Source organism: Vibrio sp. 10N.222.55.A1, from assembly GCF_041473835.1.
In the GTDB taxonomy this organism is placed as follows: domain Bacteria; phylum Pseudomonadota; class Gammaproteobacteria; order Enterobacterales; family Vibrionaceae; genus Vibrio; species Vibrio crassostreae_C.
Window position 1 is genome coordinate 1 of the sequence record NZ_JBFRSX010000027.1, and the last position, 13,434, is coordinate 13,434.

Sequence of the window (13,434 nt, forward strand, 5' to 3'; positions counted from 1 at the left end):
TCTGTGACCACCATTGGAAGTCGTGCGTTTTATAACAACCAGCTCACCAGCGTGACTCTCCCAGCTACGGTGTCTTCTCATTGGGCAGCGCCGTTTGATATTGGTGTAAAAATTAATGGAAATTAACAGTTTAAATTTTAACATAAGGCAGTACCCAACGTTTCTGGATATTAGGTGTTTTCATCAGATGTATGGGTATTTAACGCAATGGTGTTTAACAATCTGTACCTAAACATAACCTTCGAACTAGTGCGATTTAACTAATCGTCAAGTACTTGCAAACTCACTTTGCCATACCTTAATTTATTCATGTTTTGCTAATGTTCGATTGTAAGAAGCGACGACTGCTTGTGCTTTGGGGTGCTAAAAGTTATCCGTGAAATGCTAAATTTTACATGATGAAAAAACGCTAGGTGAAGTGGTCGGCCAATTTACAGCGGATATATCTAAAGGTGTGGTTGCAGGCGTAATAGCTCAAGGTGCTACTTTAGTATTAAGAGCTGGATTAACCCTAGCGTTTGCTACCCCGCCTACAGCATTGTTACTAGGTTTCTTTGCCATAAGTGCATTTTACATTGGTAAGAAAGTATCTGAAGTAGATGACAAATATAGATATACTGAACCAATGAAAAAAGAAGTAGAGAGATTAATTGATGAAAATTAACCGCTTAAAGGCATTTGCTTTCTGTTTGATTTTTTCATCACTTTTTCTGCTATCGGCTCACGATGTTATGGGGGTGTTTGATGCACATAAACTGCTTCATGATAAAATAGTCGTAAGTGGGGCGATTAATGATGCTTCTACATTTGCTTTTTCTTGGGCAATGTTTGTTATGTCTGTATTCATGGTCATCTGCCTGATTACAGGGGAAAAGCTCCTCTGGATACCCAAGATATTTATAATCATTCTTGGGAGTATAACTGTATTAGCTTTTCTAACTGGCTGGAAGGTAAATGGAGCATTGAAGGTAAAACTTCATGAGAAAAGCTATATCGAATGCACCTCTGAACAAGAACTCACATTAAAATCCTCAAGTCGGACGTATGTTTTAGACCCTAGCTTGTGTGATTAAATTATTTTTCATGCTCTTGGCACAAGCTACTCTGTTAGCGTATGTACGCGTCATGCGCTAACTCTCCCAAAGCTATTATTCAATACTTGAAGTTATCCATTAATTGCTAATATTCTATTTGTCGTAACGCATTTTTGTCCAAAGGTGTGCCAGAGCCGAGCACGGCAAACTGTGATCACCAAGCGACTTTGTCATTACATTAACTACCGAGGGAAATTGACGGGACTCATTTGGAGTACTTTTTAAAGTAATCAATGGAACTTTAGAAGGTGCTAAGGATGTTCTATATGGATTCCAAATCTCAGTTCACAGTCGATATCATTGGCAAGGTGCTCAATGGCAGGATTAGTTTATTTGATACCCTTTCTGTAAAGAATAATCGGTATGATTTTGTCTGAGTTAACGCTACAGGTTCAGAAAATTTACAAATTTTAGTGCATTTGTAAAGAATCCTAACCATCATGAACTTATCAAACGTCTATGTGGCGGAACATTTGGTCACTTCCCCTCATTGGCTTGAGTGATTTTAGTTCATATAATGGTAATTCAAAGAAAAGATCGAAGATTAGTCTTTCCGTTCACAACGATTAATCAATACGGCAGCGCTTAAAGCGCTGCTTTTTTATTGCCACTCTCTAGAATCCGCCTCTACATAAGTTTTCACTTCTAATTCTGCGTTCCCAAGACAACAGGCATAAAAAATCCCGCCTTTTATGGCGGGATTCAATTATTTAGCTAAGAAGTCTGTCTTAGATAAACTCCACTTTAGTCACTTCTTTGATAGCAGATAGAACAAATGTTGGTACTGCTGCAATGAAGATTAACGATATTAAGTGATTAAACTCTAGCGCTTCTGTGCTGAATACCAACTGACCGAAGCTTGTGTACACAACGCTTAAAGACAAGATAGCCGATACTGCCACCGCACCAAGTAGGTAGTGGTTAGTGAACGGATTCTTACGATAAATCGTTGTAAACGTACGTGCATCGAACAAGCTCCAAAGTTGAGCAAAGATCAGTGTTAAAAACGCAACGGTTTGTGCGTATTGAGCACTGTAACCACCGTCGAGTGCGTAAGAGAATGTCACAAAGCTTAGACCACCTAATGCGAGACCACGAGTTAGGATACGAGCGCCTAGACCATTAGAGAAGAAGCCTTGGTCACGTTTGCCTGGCTTACGCTCCATGAGATCTTTCTCTTCTGGCTCAACACCGAGTGCGAGTGCTGGTAGACCATCAGAAACGAGGTTAACCCATAAAATCATTAGTGGAGTTAGCGGAAGTACTACATCTGGTCCCATGAGTAGGAATGCAAATAGGATTACCGAAACCTCACCCACGTTCGCTGTAAGTGCTTGGCGGATAAACTTACGTAGGTTATCGAAAATTTGACGACCCTGACGTACCGCCTTCACGATAGTACTGAAGTTGTCATCCAACAGGATAAGGTCACCTGAGTCTTTCGCAACAGACGTACCTGTAATACCCATCGCAACACCAATGTCTGCACGACGCAGTGCTGGCGCATCGTTCACGCCGTCACCGGTCATAGAGGCAACTTCATTGTTCTCTTGCTGCGCTTTTACGATACGCAGCTTGTGCTCTGGAGTAACACGGGCAAATACTGCAACCTGAGAACAGATAGACAACAGCTTCTCGTCATCCATTTGGTCAAGCTCAGCACCCGTTACCACTAGATCGTCTTCGCTACGGATGATTCCGATTTCACGAGCAATCGCTGCTGCCGTGACTGCGTGGTCACCGGTAATCATTACCGTACGAACACCAGCGCTATAACAGCTATTTACTGCATCGCGTACTTCTGGGCGTGGTGGATCCATGATGCCATAGATACCCAGGATGCTGACGTCTTTTTCAAGCTCAGGGAAATCTAACTCAAGCTCTTCTTCTTTTAATTCACGGAAACCAACGGCAAGTGTACGCAGAGCATCACCACCAAAGGTTTGGATTGCCGCTTCAAAGTTTAAATGAAGCTCTTGAGACGGTGCGGTATCGAGAGCCAAGTTGCCTGAAACTTCACAGCCAACCGTTGGTACGAAACCACCGTCAACCATGAAGCTGGTTGATTTACCAAGAACAACATCTGGCGCACCTTTCAATGCTAGGAAGTGCTTACCTTGTGGGTCACGAACGATAACAGAAGCCATCTTACGACCAGAATCGAACGGGAACTTCTTAACGATTGAGTAGCCACCCGTTGATAGCATTTCATCTTGTTTAAGACCTGCTTTTGCAGCTGCAACAATTAGTGCACCTTCTGTCGGGTTGCCACGAACCGTCCATTTACCATCAGCATTTACATATTCAGCATCGTTACAAAGCGTTGCAACAACAAGACCTTTCATCATTGCAGGGCTGTTTGTCGCTTCGACATTGTGACCTTTGGTAATGAATTCACCCTTAGGATCAAAACCTTTACCTGACACATCCCAGTAACGACCAGACACATCGTACGCTTTCATCACCTGCATTTGGTTTTGTGTTAGCGTACCGGTTTTATCTGAACAGATAACGGTTGTAGAACCAAGCGTTTCGATTGCTGCTAGCTGTTTAGCCAAAGCATTATTCTTAACCATCTTAGTCGAGCCCATCGTTAATACGATAGTAACCACCGTTGGTAAACCTTCAGGAATAGCGGCAACCGATAAAGAGATACCTGTTGTTAGGATTTCTAACCATGGCATACCGTGGTAAACACCGATAGCACAAACAATAGCAACAACCACAAGAGCAACAACCAATAATGCGAGTGCGATGGTGTCCATACGCTCTTGCATTGGTGTTTTCGTCTCTTCCGTTTGGTTCATCATATCAGCGATGTGACCAACTTCAGTTTGCATACCTGTGCTTGTTACCACAGCAAGGCCTGTACCTGTAGTCACGATTGTTGTCATGAAGCCCATGTTCTTCTGATCGCCAAGACCAAGGGTCTCATCTTCAAGGCGTTCAGACTGCTTATTCACTGGCTCAGATTCACCGGTCAGTGCAGCCTCATCTACCGTCAGACGGTTTGACTCAAGAATACGAACATCAGCAGGCAGAATATCGCCAGTATTAATTTTGATGATGTCACCAGGAACGAGGGTTTTAGCTGGAACACTGATCCATTTACCATCGCGCATCACTTCGGCTTCTGGAGCTGCCATTTCTTTTAGCGCTTCCATCCCTTTCTGAGCTTTAAATTCTTGCCAGAACGCGATACCAGTATTGATAAGGATAATCACTGCAATAGCAATAGCATCAATCGCGTGGCCAGTAGACCAAGAAACGATTGCACCAACAGCTAGAATAAAAATCAGTGGGTTTTTATATTGATGAATATACAGTTCCCACGCAGAAGCTGACTCTTGTGCAGTCAGTTCGTTAGTGCCGTGCTTCTCTAAGCGTGCATCCGCTTCAGAAGTTGATAAACCTGTCGTTTGATCTGCGTTCAGTTCGTTTAAAACATCTGAACTTTGTTGTGTAAACCATTTACTCGTCATTTGAGTACTCCACATCAATGCCTCACGCCGAGGATAATGTAATAAAATAATACTTATTCTTATGTGATAGAAAAATCGCACAAATCAAAATTGAATATTTAGTCGATTTGGTGCGCTTGAAAAACTATATAGTAAGGATTGTCTATTTAGCAAAGATCGCAAAAGATACACTTGATACACACTTGACAACCACTTTGAAAACACAACCACCCCAAATATCAAACACAAAACAAACAATACAAACTCAAGCCATTGTTTAATAAAAATAAGTACAAAAAATGAGCACACCTTATACTTTCGTAAAAACTATTGGTTATTAGTGCTTTTTATCGAAAATTCCTTAATGCCGAAGTGAAGCATCGGAATAACCTTTCTATAAACATGGAGATATTGGCGTAATCATAAATTGATAAAATGGAAAGTTAGATGCTAATTGTAAAAACGAAGGGAAATCAGTAACAAGATGGAGATATAAATCACAATTCAATAACCAAGGCCATTACAAAAAAGACCAACACTCAAACTTACTATTTATGCAAAACTGCGAATTAAGCGCTAGTGACTGACAAATTAATAAGGCCGTCTCTCTTTAATTTCTTGTAATACAAATAAGAAAAAAGGCAGAGGGGGAGAGTAAGATAGATGATGAGAATAAGAAAATATGACCAAACTCATCATCTCTTTGGTGTTGCTTATGAGCTTGCTCATATATAGTGCTATAAAAGAAACAACCAATAACAAGCTAGGAGCAAATCATGTCAAACGGTCGTATTTTACACACCATGCTACGCGTGGGTGATCTAGACAAGTCTATCGAGTTCTACACCAATGTAATGGGCATGCAGCTATTACGTAAGAACGAAAACAAAGAGTACGAATACACACTGGCTTTCGTTGGCTTTGGCGACGAATCTCAAGGCGCAGTGATTGAGCTGACTTACAACTGGGGCACCACGGAATACGATCTTGGCTCTGCTTTTGGTCACGTTGCTATCGGTGTTGATGACATCTACACAACGTGTGATGCGATTAAAGCAGCTGGCGGCAACGTAACGCGAGAAGCGGGTCCGGTTAAAGGCGGCTCTACACACATTGCGTTCGTTAAAGATCCTGATGGCTACATGATTGAGCTGATTCAGAACAAACAAGCAAGCGCAGGTCTAGAAGGTTAATTCCTTAACCTCTTTGAGAAGTTGAGTTTGAACGCCTGATGAAATAAAAAAGAAGCGAGCACTATGCTCGCTTCTTTTTTATCACTCTCCCCATAATCGATATGCTTCACCAATTATTCTTAACAATCTCATTGATGAAACTTTACATGATAATAATTATTATTTAAATTAACCGCCTATTGATTAATGAGGTAATACAATGATTAGCGAATGGGAAAAACACACGTTACTTGCCGATACTGCATTGCAGCTCGACGATCCTGTACGAAGTATTCTTCATTATCAGCAGGCTTTGAACTTAAGTGAAGAAATTACAGAACGCAGCGATATTCAAGCCGATGAGCGGTTACTGATTTCGGTGATTTCTTGCCACAATCTTGCTCAATTCTGGCGTTGGGCTGGCGACACTGAATACGAGCTCAAGTATCTTCAACTGGCTTCTGAAAAGGTACTCACACTGATCCCTCAGTGTCCTAATACTCAATGTTCAAGCTTTATCGATTCTATTGGTTGCTGTAAGAAAGCGCTGATCGATTTCATGAAACGCCACCCAAACCCTAAAATTGCCTCTATGGTGGAAAAGATCGATACCGCGACCAACTGTGAAATGATCGCCCGCTTCCGCTTGAATTAAACAAGTTCCGTTAAAACAACGACTCCAAATTTAAAACATAAAAAAGCCCGTCATCAAGACGGGCTTTGTCATTTCAAAACAAGCTGTTGTTTAGCTTAAACCTGTGTGCGACCTAAAGAGATCACAACACGTCGGTTCTTATCTTTACCAATTGGCGAGTTATTGTCCGCAATCGGACGACGCTTGCCATAGCCTTGCACTTGGATACGATCTTCTGGCAGGCCTAGAGATTTGAAGTACTCTCTTAACGATTCTGCTCTGCGCTCTGAAAGGTTTTGGCTAATCCCTTTGCTGTCGACAGAGTCGGTGTACGTTGCCACCAGCACAAGGTCGATGTCTTGGTTATAGCGAACGTAATCGGCAATCTGGCTCAGCCTTTTGCGCGACGACTTGTTCAGCTGGTCGCTGTTGCGGTCGTAATGCAAAATAGTGAAAGAGATATCTTCAAAGCTGTAAGGCAGCAGGTTAGCAACACAGTCACTGAACACATTGTATTTTTCTTGGAACAACACCGACGACAACGACACTTCGATACGTTGATCTCGGCTCTGCCACTCTTGGTAGCTGAATGTCGGATAACGCCCTTTCTCCAACTCACTCAAGATGCCCCAAGCTGTTTGACCGCCGACATAGCCGTCAAATTGCTGGAAGAACTTAATGGTTGTCATACGATCAGCACTTTCACCCGGACGCCAAGGTGGCGGCATAGAGATCAAGCTTACATTGCGCGTCGCACCCATTGGACGGCGCATTTTAAGCTCAAAGTCCAAAATGATTTTTTTACTCGCGCGAGATGAGAACTCAGCATCACCAAAGTTTGGAATTGGGTGGACCAAGCGACATTCAAGTGGCGTGTTGGCTACCATCTCCCATGTCGACTGTTGAGGAGATGCTCCGTAACGCTTTTCTTGTGCCATGACCGATGACGACACAAGTAGCGAAAATAGCATTGAACCTGTTATGAGTTGTTTCTTCATAAAGTGGAGTATCTCTTAAGCAATTCGTTTAACAATGCAGCCAATTGCCGCATTTTTCTCTCACGTTTAAATATGCAATTATCAAGCCGTAATGGGTTGGGTAATTTAAGATTTATTGCCCTTCCCTAGTTTTTATCACTGCTATTATCTGCAATAATGCAGTCTTAATCACACTTATTTGGGCTAACATGACTGTAGAAAACGAAGCTCTGACCCTAAAAAAACGCTTTCGCGGCTATTTTCCAGTGGTCATCGACGTGGAAACCGCAGGGTTTAACGCTGAAACCGATGCATTATTAGAAATCTGTGCCATTACATTAAAAATGGATGAGAACGGAGATCTGCACCCTGCATCAACGCTTCATTTTCACATTGAGCCTTTTGAAGGCGCAAATATAGAGCAGGCAGCATTAGACTTTAACGGAATTAAAGACCCATTTAGCCCATTACGTGGTGCTGTGTCGGAACAAGAAGCCCTTAAAGAAATCTACAAGCTAGTGAGAAAAGAACAAAAAGCTTCAGATTGCAGTCGCGCAATCATGGTTGCTCACAACGCTACATTCGATTTGAACTTCGTTAATGCGGCAAGTGAGCGCTGTAAGCTTAAACGCGTCCCTTTCCATCCATTTGCTACTTTTGACACTGCAGCTCTTAGTGGTCTTGCCTACGGCCAAACCGTTTTGGCTAAAGCTTGCCGCACTGCAGGGATGGAATTTGACAACAAAGAAGCACACTCTGCTTTGTATGATACGCAAAAAACCACAGAGTTGTTTTGCGGCATTGTAAACAAATGGAAAGCCCTTGGTGGTTGGCCTCTTGTTGACGAAGAATAAAAAATAGAGTCGGTAAACGTTTTTTCGTATTGCCTTCATAAAAAACACAACATCCCGAGAATAATATGAATCCTGTTGTAATTTCAGTTTGCATCATGCTTGTTTTAGCTTTGATGCGTGTAAACGTAGTCGTTGCTCTGACGTTCAGTGCAATTATCGGTGGCGTAGCCTCTGGTATGAGCTTGAACGACGCAGTCGCGGCTTTCGAAAGTGGATTAGGCGGCGGTGCAACGATTGCACTTAGCTACGCTATGCTTGGTACATTCGCTGTAGCTATCTCACGTTCTGGTATCACAGATCTACTTGCTCAAAGCGTTATCAAACGCATTCACGGCAAAGAGAACAGTGCGGCATCGACTGGTCTTAAATACGGCATCCTTGCGTCGTTGATCTTAGTGACCATGTCTTCACAAAACGTGATTCCAGTACATATCGCCTTCATCCCAATCTTAATCCCACCTCTACTAGGCGTATTCGCAAAAATGAACCTAGACCGTCGTCTAGTTGCGTGTGTACTTACTTTTGGTCTGATTACACCTTACATGGTGTTACCGATTGGTTTTGGTGGCATCTTCCTAAACAACATCCTGCTTAAAAACCTTCACGACAATGGTCTCGAAAACGTTGTAGCAAGCCAAGTACCTATGGCAATGTTGTTACCAGCAGCAGGCATGATCTTCGGTCTTCTTACTGCAGTATTCTTTACTTACCGTAAGCCTCGCCAATACAAAGAAACTTCTCACACTGTTGTTTCAACAGAAGTGAAAGAGATCAACAAGAAACACATCCTAGTTGCAGCCGCGGGTATCATTGCAGCACTAACGGTTCAACTATCGACAGGTTCTATGATCATCGGTGCTCTAGCGGGTTTCATGGTATTTACCTTCGGTGGCGTAATTGCTTGGAAAGAGACACAAGATGTCTTCACCAAGGGCGTTCACATGATGGCAATGATCGGTTTCATCATGATTGCAGCAGCAGGTTTCGCGGCAGTTATGAAGCAAACAGGTGGCGTTGAATCTCTGGTTGAAGCACTTTCAACAAGCATCGGCGACAACAAGCCTCTAGCAGCACTACTTATGCTAATTGTTGGTCTATTGGTTACTATGGGCATTGGTTCTTCGTTCTCTACGATTCCAATCCTTGCAACTATCTACGTTCCACTAGCAGCAGCATTTGGCTTCTCGCCAATGGCAACAATCGCTCTAGTAGGTACAGCTGCTGCACTTGGTGATGCGGGCTCTCCGGCTTCTGACTCAACATTAGGTCCAACGTCTGGTCTAAATGCTGATGGTCAACACGAGCACGTATGGGAAACCGTAGTACCGACGTTCCTGCACTACAACATCCCACTGATCGTATTCGGTTGGATTGCAGCCATGGTTCTGTAATTAGGTTCTGTAGTTAAACAGTCCTACGCTCACTTTTATAAAGACCGCACATTGGAGTATACAGTAAAAACCATGTCTTTTTTGTCTCTGAGATTCATTCTACTCTTCCTTCCGCTCACTCTCATTGAACTAGCGACACCAAACAAAAAAGGCTTACTCTGATGAGTAAGCCTTAGAAATCATTGCGAATACAGATGACTCTCGCTGAATTACGCAGCGGGAGCATTACTCACTAAAATTTCGCGAATAGACTTAAGCGTCGCTTCCGTTGAATGATAATCCAATTCAACTTCACTAAAGATGCCGTTCACTTCAAGCATTAAGGTCGGGTAAGAAAATACACCCATCGCTTCTTTAAAGCCTAGCTGGTCATCTAACTCACTTTCCAATAACTTGCTAGAAAGGTCATTTTCAAACTGTTGAACATTCATACCTAGCTCTTCAGCCAACTGCAAATGTGTGTCTTGGCTATGTGGCAACATCGCACGAAGGTAGTAAGCATGTTGAATCGCTTCAAGCATCGCTTCGTAGTGGTCTTGAAAACCTGCAGCAATCACGGCACGGCACGCAGGGTAAGTACTGCGAACAGGTTGGCACTCTGTCCAAAAATCATGGTTAAACTCAGTACCCAACTTAGCTTCGATCTGCTTCCAAATCGCTTGCAGCTTGCCTTTCATCTCTTCTGACATTGGCTCATCAGAATCCGGGGCCAAACCACCCACTACATAGTTAAACTCAATGCTCGCAGGCAATTGTTGTTTCAATAACTCAAGTGTTGGCTTGTAACCCCAACACCAGCTGCACATTGGATCATGCACATAATGAAGTTTTACGTTCATTGTTCATTCCTTATCGAGTCAATGATTCGATCAATTCAAACAAAAAAGGAGCCTGATTAAGGCCCCTCATTTTAACTATTCAGCGCAAAGGCTAGAACTTATTCAGCGTCATCGCCAGCAACTTTAGCCGCTGCTTCTTTGATGATTGGCTGAAGTTCGCCTTTTTGGAACATCTCAAGAATGATGTCACAACCACCGATTAGCTCACCTTCAACCCAAAGTTGTGGGAAAGTTGGCCACTGTGCGTAAGCAGGAAGCTCTGCACGGATATCAGGGTTTTGTAGGATATCTACGTAAGCAAATTTTTCGCCACATGCCATTAGAGCTTGAGACGCTTGAGAAGAGAAACCACAGCTAGGTAGCTTAGGAGAACCTTTCATGTACAGTAGAATAGTGTTTTCTTCAATTTGCTGTTTGATTTTATCGATAGTTTCCATTGCTTCCTCGTTAATGGATTACGGCTTTTATTGCCTTTATTCTACCCCAAACTAAAAGAATAAAAACCATATAAAAAAAGCGGTTAACAAGCTAAGCTAACAATTCACACAAAAGTAATGAAATAAGCTTTTAATAAAGTAAAAACTTGCTAAACTATATCGCAAGTCAGCAAATTGACCATGGTTGGCAGTATAGCGAGCCATGAATAATAATATCACTGGAAGCAATCGAAAGAGTTAACTCTTTCATATCAATGGAGAATTGAGCAATGGCATTTGAACTACCGGCTCTTCCTTACGCGAAAGACGCGCTAGAACCACACATCTCAGCAGAAACGCTAGATTTCCACCACGGTAAGCACCACAACACTTACGTTGTTAAGCTAAACGGCCTTATCCCAGGTACTGAGTTTGAAGGCAAAACACTAGAAGAGATCGTTAAGACTTCTACTGGTGGTGTTTTCAATAACGCTGCTCAAATCTGGAACCACACGTTCTACTGGCACTGTCTTGCTCCTAAAGCGGGCGGCGAACCAACTGGCGCTGTTGCAGAAGCTATCAACGCTGCATTCGGTTCTTTCGAAGAATTCAAAGCGAAATTCACTGATTCAGCAATCAACAACTTCGGTTCTTCTTGGACTTGGTTAGTTAAGAAAGCTGACGGTTCTCTAGACATCGCTAACACTTCTAACGCTGCTACTCCTCTAACAGAAGAAGGTGTTACTCCACTTCTAACTGTTGACCTATGGGAACACGCTTACTACATCGATTTCCGCAATGTTCGCCCTGACTACATGGCTGCATTCTGGAACCTAGTAAACTGGTCTTTCGTAGAAGAGAACCTAGCTAAGTAATTATTGCTTACGCTGCGCTATTTATAGCGAGTTATCTATTGAAAGCTCATGCCTCGGCGTGAGCTTTTTTGTATCTGTCGTGTTCCACAAAATCTAAACATTTCGTAATAAACCCGCCAATAGCGCTTATTTCTCGAACTATTGATAGCCTTCTTCCCAACCCTACATAAATTCTCTATTTGCCTGTAATTAAACACTAAAGTTTGCCGACTCCATGCCGTTAAAGGTGTATCCAATGAGAGGCGACATGCAAATACATACTTTAGACAAACCAGGAATCATCAACGAACTGAAGTTCGGCATCGGGATCAGCCAAGCGGTTGAGCAAGGTCACCGTGCAGATTTCGCGTTGCTGTTATCTATGTTTTCTAATGATGTCCGTGATTGCACGCCAATTGACACCATTGAAATCACAGAGACAAATGAAGATCGCCTGCGCAAACAATTTGGCGTAGCAGAACCTCAACAACTGCGTTCAAACCAGTCTTCATATGAGATTTCAGCTCAGCAATCTAATCATTTTCATCAAGCTAGCCTTGCCAGCGCCAAGCTCAGCCATTACTTGAAACCTGAAGCGCTTGCCTTCATGCCTGAAGATACAGCCGACTTACCCGAAGAGGTTTACCAAAACCTTTCTGGTCATGACCGACGCAAACTCGCAAACAAGCATTTACCTGATTTGCCACATGCCACGCTCTACAATGAGCTAACCACCGCGCAACGTCAGTATCAAATTCAAGCTCAAGTATAGCGGTCGCCTACCTTTCCCTTTTTCGCTGTCTATCCATAGCTCTTCTTCGACTAACTCGCACACTTCAAAGTATTCACACGAATGATATGAACCATTAGCCTTAGGCAACCTAAAAACACCTGATGTCGGTTACCGCTTGAAGTTACTACAAAATGTGACGTGCCACTAAGTTCATAAAAACTTATTAATTGGCACACCTTAGTTTGAACCAATTCACACCCGTTGTATAAATTTTAACCCATCCTTATCCGACATGGACGATTTGTTTAGGTACTGGGATGGAAATAAAAAGCTCAATCATATTGGTGACATCTGCCGGCTCGCGACTGGGGGGGGCGATTGCGAACCACTTTGTTAACCTTGGAGCCACCGTCATCCTTTGTGATAAAGACACGGAAGCACTTAAAGCGACGTATCTACAGTGTGCCCGGTTTTCTGACTCTGTTTACCACTACACGCTCAAAGGCAATGACAGCCAAGCGATTCTCAGCGTATATGATTTTATTCAAACCACCTTCAACACGACACCCGATGTGCTGGTCAATAACTGGATAAGCTCCCCAATGCCTAGCCTAATTGGCGATCAGCCTGTGAGCAGCTTTATTAATGATCTCTCATCGATGGCATCGACCCTGTTCGCATTTGGGCAAATCAGTGCTGAGAGATTGCGAGAGGAAGATAAGGAAGGCGTGATTGTGAATGTGATATCTCATGATGACTTTCACGATGTGTCTGGCTTAGAGAGCGCAAACTCAATGATCACTGGCTTTACCCATAGTTGGGCGAAAGAGCTGACTCCCTTTGGCATTCGAGTCGGTGGCGTTGTTCCCGCCGTTCATAACTCCGATGGCAAGCTCAACCGATGTCACTGGGCGCAGCTGCAAGACGAGCTGACCAGAACAACCGAATACATTGTCTCGAATGACTACTTCAGTGGGCGAGTTGTCGCGGCAGAGGTTTAACTCCCTAT

The 13,434-nt window shown here is 43.1% G+C and carries 13 protein-coding genes; 9 read left to right on the forward strand and 4 right to left on the reverse strand.

Annotated features, from left to right (window positions below; translation table 11 throughout):
- Positions 1-418 precede the first annotated feature (418 nt).
- On the forward strand, positions 419-664 hold the full coding sequence (locus AB4493_RS08780; RefSeq protein ID WP_372154882.1) for a hypothetical protein: 246 nt from the start codon (positions 419-421) through the stop codon (positions 662-664).
- On the forward strand, positions 654-1,073 hold the full coding sequence (locus AB4493_RS08785; protein WP_229647365.1) for a hypothetical protein: 420 nt from the start codon (positions 654-656) through the stop codon (positions 1,071-1,073). The genes AB4493_RS08780 and AB4493_RS08785 overlap by 11 nt, the downstream gene beginning before the upstream one ends.
- Before the next feature lie 749 nt (positions 1,074-1,822).
- Here AB4493_RS08785 and AB4493_RS08790 read toward each other — a convergent pair.
- Complete coding sequence (locus tag AB4493_RS08790; RefSeq protein ID WP_102321073.1) at positions 1,823-4,576, reverse strand: cation-transporting P-type ATPase; 2,754 nt, start codon at positions 4,574-4,576, stop codon at positions 1,823-1,825.
- Between the two features lie 755 nt (positions 4,577-5,331).
- Between AB4493_RS08790 and gloA the strand changes: the two genes are divergently transcribed.
- On the forward strand, positions 5,332-5,748 hold the full coding sequence (gloA, locus tag AB4493_RS08795; protein WP_004734046.1) for a lactoylglutathione lyase: 417 nt from the start codon (positions 5,332-5,334) through the stop codon (positions 5,746-5,748).
- A 199-nt stretch (positions 5,749-5,947) separates the two neighbouring features.
- Positions 5,948-6,382: a DUF2753 domain-containing protein gene (locus AB4493_RS08800; protein WP_372154883.1), complete on the forward strand. Its 435-nt coding sequence runs from the start codon at positions 5,948-5,950 to the stop codon at positions 6,380-6,382.
- Between the two features lie 95 nt (positions 6,383-6,477).
- Here the strand turns inward: AB4493_RS08800 and motY are convergent, their stop codons facing one another.
- Entirely contained in the window at positions 6,478-7,359 is an 882-nt protein-coding gene (gene motY / locus AB4493_RS08805; protein WP_017063457.1) for a flagellar protein MotY, read from the reverse strand.
- A gap of 188 nt (positions 7,360-7,547) precedes the next feature.
- Between motY and rnt the strand changes: the two genes are divergently transcribed.
- Both rnt and AB4493_RS08815 read left to right on the forward strand, forming a co-directional pair.
- Positions 7,548-8,192, forward strand: a complete 645-nt coding sequence (gene rnt / locus AB4493_RS08810; protein ID WP_017061178.1) for a ribonuclease T — start codon at positions 7,548-7,550, stop codon at positions 8,190-8,192.
- 65 nt (positions 8,193-8,257) lie between these two features.
- Positions 8,258-9,583: a Na+/H+ antiporter family protein gene (locus AB4493_RS08815; protein ID WP_372154884.1), complete on the forward strand. Its 1,326-nt coding sequence runs from the start codon at positions 8,258-8,260 to the stop codon at positions 9,581-9,583.
- Between the two features lie 209 nt (positions 9,584-9,792).
- Here AB4493_RS08815 and AB4493_RS08820 read toward each other — a convergent pair whose 3' ends face one another.
- Both AB4493_RS08820 and AB4493_RS08825 read right to left on the reverse strand, forming a co-directional pair.
- Positions 9,793-10,422 carry a DsbA family protein gene (locus AB4493_RS08820; RefSeq protein WP_017061180.1) on the reverse strand — a complete coding sequence of 210 codons (630 nt, stop codon included), beginning with the start codon at positions 10,420-10,422 and terminating at the stop codon, positions 9,793-9,795.
- A 98-nt stretch (positions 10,423-10,520) separates the two neighbouring features.
- Complete coding sequence (locus AB4493_RS08825) at positions 10,521-10,859, reverse strand: Grx4 family monothiol glutaredoxin (protein ID WP_004741702.1); 339 nt, start codon at positions 10,857-10,859, stop codon at positions 10,521-10,523.
- A gap of 269 nt (positions 10,860-11,128) precedes the next feature.
- On the opposite strand from AB4493_RS08825, the gene sodB reads away from it, so the two are divergent.
- From sodB to AB4493_RS08840, 3 genes are all read left to right on the forward strand, one after another.
- Entirely contained in the window at positions 11,129-11,713 is a 585-nt protein-coding gene (sodB, locus tag AB4493_RS08830) for a superoxide dismutase [Fe] (protein WP_372154885.1), read from the forward strand.
- Positions 11,714-11,960: 247 nt separating this feature from the next.
- Positions 11,961-12,464 carry a VC2046/SO_2500 family protein gene (locus AB4493_RS08835; RefSeq protein WP_372154886.1) on the forward strand — a complete coding sequence of 168 codons (504 nt, stop codon included), beginning with the start codon at positions 11,961-11,963 and terminating at the stop codon, positions 12,462-12,464.
- A gap of 278 nt (positions 12,465-12,742) precedes the next feature.
- Positions 12,743-13,426, forward strand: coding sequence for an SDR family oxidoreductase (locus AB4493_RS08840; protein WP_017061182.1), 684 nt, complete (start codon positions 12,743-12,745; stop codon positions 13,424-13,426).
- The last annotated feature ends 8 nt before the right edge of the window (positions 13,427-13,434 follow it).

Coding starts and splice junctions, on each gene's coding strand:
- AB4493_RS08785 (WP_229647365.1), top strand. CDS start 654: ATGAAAATTAACCGCTTAAAGGCATTTGCTTTCTGTTTGATTTTTTCA.
- AB4493_RS08790 (WP_102321073.1), bottom strand. CDS start 4,576: ATGACGAGTAAATGGTTTACACAACAAAGTTCAGATGTTTTAAACGAA.
- gloA (WP_004734046.1), top strand. CDS start 5,332: ATGTCAAACGGTCGTATTTTACACACCATGCTACGCGTGGGTGATCTA.
- AB4493_RS08800 (WP_372154883.1), top strand. CDS start 5,948: ATGATTAGCGAATGGGAAAAACACACGTTACTTGCCGATACTGCATTG.
- motY (WP_017063457.1), bottom strand. CDS start 7,359: ATGAAGAAACAACTCATAACAGGTTCAATGCTATTTTCGCTACTTGTG.
- rnt (WP_017061178.1), top strand. CDS start 7,548: ATGACTGTAGAAAACGAAGCTCTGACCCTAAAAAAACGCTTTCGCGGC.
- AB4493_RS08815 (WP_372154884.1), top strand. CDS start 8,258: ATGAATCCTGTTGTAATTTCAGTTTGCATCATGCTTGTTTTAGCTTTG.
- AB4493_RS08820 (WP_017061180.1), bottom strand. CDS start 10,422: ATGAACGTAAAACTTCATTATGTGCATGATCCAATGTGCAGCTGGTGT.
- AB4493_RS08825 (WP_004741702.1), bottom strand. CDS start 10,859: ATGGAAACTATCGATAAAATCAAACAGCAAATTGAAGAAAACACTATT.
- sodB (WP_372154885.1), top strand. CDS start 11,129: ATGGCATTTGAACTACCGGCTCTTCCTTACGCGAAAGACGCGCTAGAA.
- AB4493_RS08835 (WP_372154886.1), top strand. CDS start 11,961: ATGCAAATACATACTTTAGACAAACCAGGAATCATCAACGAACTGAAG.
- AB4493_RS08840 (WP_017061182.1), top strand. CDS start 12,743: ATGGAAATAAAAAGCTCAATCATATTGGTGACATCTGCCGGCTCGCGA.